At 48.9% G+C, this 1158-nt stretch carries 9 tRNA genes and 1 rRNA gene; all 10 read right to left on the bottom strand.

The features are described from left to right. Positions 1-191: 191 nt before the first annotated feature. Positions 192-264 (bottom strand) — tRNA-Ala (locus tag DFR56_RS22530). Positions 265-286: 22 nt separating this feature from the next. After that, positions 287-363: transfer RNA gene (locus tag DFR56_RS22525), tRNA-Pro, on the bottom strand. 7 nt (positions 364-370) lie between these two features. Beyond that, positions 371-444, bottom strand: a tRNA-Arg gene (locus DFR56_RS22520). Between the two features lie 3 nt (positions 445-447). Further along, positions 448-536 (bottom strand) — tRNA-Leu (locus tag DFR56_RS22515). A 17-nt stretch (positions 537-553) separates the two neighbouring features. After that, a tRNA-Gly gene (locus DFR56_RS22510) sits at positions 554-628 on the bottom strand. 21 nt (positions 629-649) lie between these two features. After that, positions 650-734: transfer RNA gene (locus DFR56_RS22505), tRNA-Leu, on the bottom strand. A 10-nt stretch (positions 735-744) separates the two neighbouring features. Further along, positions 745-817 (bottom strand) — tRNA-Lys (locus tag DFR56_RS22500). A gap of 55 nt (positions 818-872) precedes the next feature. Continuing rightward, a tRNA-Thr gene (locus DFR56_RS22495) sits at positions 873-948 on the bottom strand. A gap of 8 nt (positions 949-956) precedes the next feature. After that, positions 957-1032 (bottom strand) — tRNA-Val (locus DFR56_RS22490). 31 nt (positions 1033-1063) lie between these two features. Beyond that, positions 1064-1158 (bottom strand): 5S ribosomal RNA (rrf, locus tag DFR56_RS22485); the annotation flags it as partial.

Here is a 1158-nt window from a genome sequence, read left to right as displayed (position 1 = left end):
CCAGCGTTCGTCCTGAGCCAAGATCAAACTCTCCATAAAAAGTTTGGTTATCATGTTTTCACCGAAAACATGTCTTAGCTTCAAAAATTATCTTATTTAGACGAGGTTAAAAGTATATAGAATATACATTCAACTTCTCTTGACATTTATGTTGTGTCTGTTCAGTTTTCAAGGAGCAAATTACAAACAAGTGGAGCCTAGCGGGATCGAACCGCTGACCTCCTGCGTGCAAGGCAGGCGCTCTCCCAGCTGAGCTAAGGCCCCAAAATGATAACAATTAAATTAATGGTCGGGAAGACAGGATTTGAACCTGCGACCTCATGGTCCCAAACCATGCGCTCTACCAAGCTAAGCTACTTCCCGATTACAACGCGCCTGAGAGGAGTCGAACCCCTAACCTCTTGATCCGTAGTCAAGCACTCTATCCAATTGAGCTACAGGCGCTTATGGTGCCGAGGGCCGGAATCGAACCGGCACGGTAGGAACCTACCGCAGGATTTTAAGTCCTGTGCGTCTGCCATTTCCGCCACCCCGGCAGCACCACGAAATTTCTTGGAGCGGAAGACGGGATTCGAACCCGCGACCCCCACCTTGGCAAGGTGATATTCTACCACTGAACTACTTCCGCAAATATTAAATTTATACTGGATGGTGCGGGTGAAGGGAGTTGAACCCCCATGTCCGAAGACACTAGATCCTAAGTCTAGCGCGTCTGCCGATTCCGCCACACCCGCCTAACATGAGTGAGCCATACAGGACTCGAACCTGTGACCCTCTGATTAAAAGTCAGATGCTCTACCACCTGAGCTAATGGCTCTTGACAACATACATTATCATTCGTTTTTTTAGGAAACAACAATTATATGTCCAAATGGTGCCGGCCAGAGGACTTGAACCCCCAACCTACTGATTACAAGTCAGTTGCTCTACCAATTGAGCTAGGCCGGCGTTTGTTATGGTGGAGGATGCAGGGCTCGAACCTGCGACCCCTTGCTTGTAAGGCAAGTGCTCTCCCAGCTGAGCTAATCCTCCGGGTGTCGTATTTAAATATGTTACATTAATAGCCTGGCGGCTTCCTACTCTTGCGGAGGCAAAGCCTCGACTACCATCGGCGCTGGAGAGCTTAACTGCTGTGTTCGAGATGGGAACAGGTGTGAC

Source organism: Pseudogracilibacillus auburnensis, assembly GCF_003201975.1.
Classification (GTDB): Bacteria; Bacillota; Bacilli; order Bacillales; family Amphibacillaceae; genus Pseudogracilibacillus; species Pseudogracilibacillus auburnensis.
Note: the sequence above shows the minus strand (reverse complement) of the source record. Positions and strands in the feature narration are given on the sequence as shown.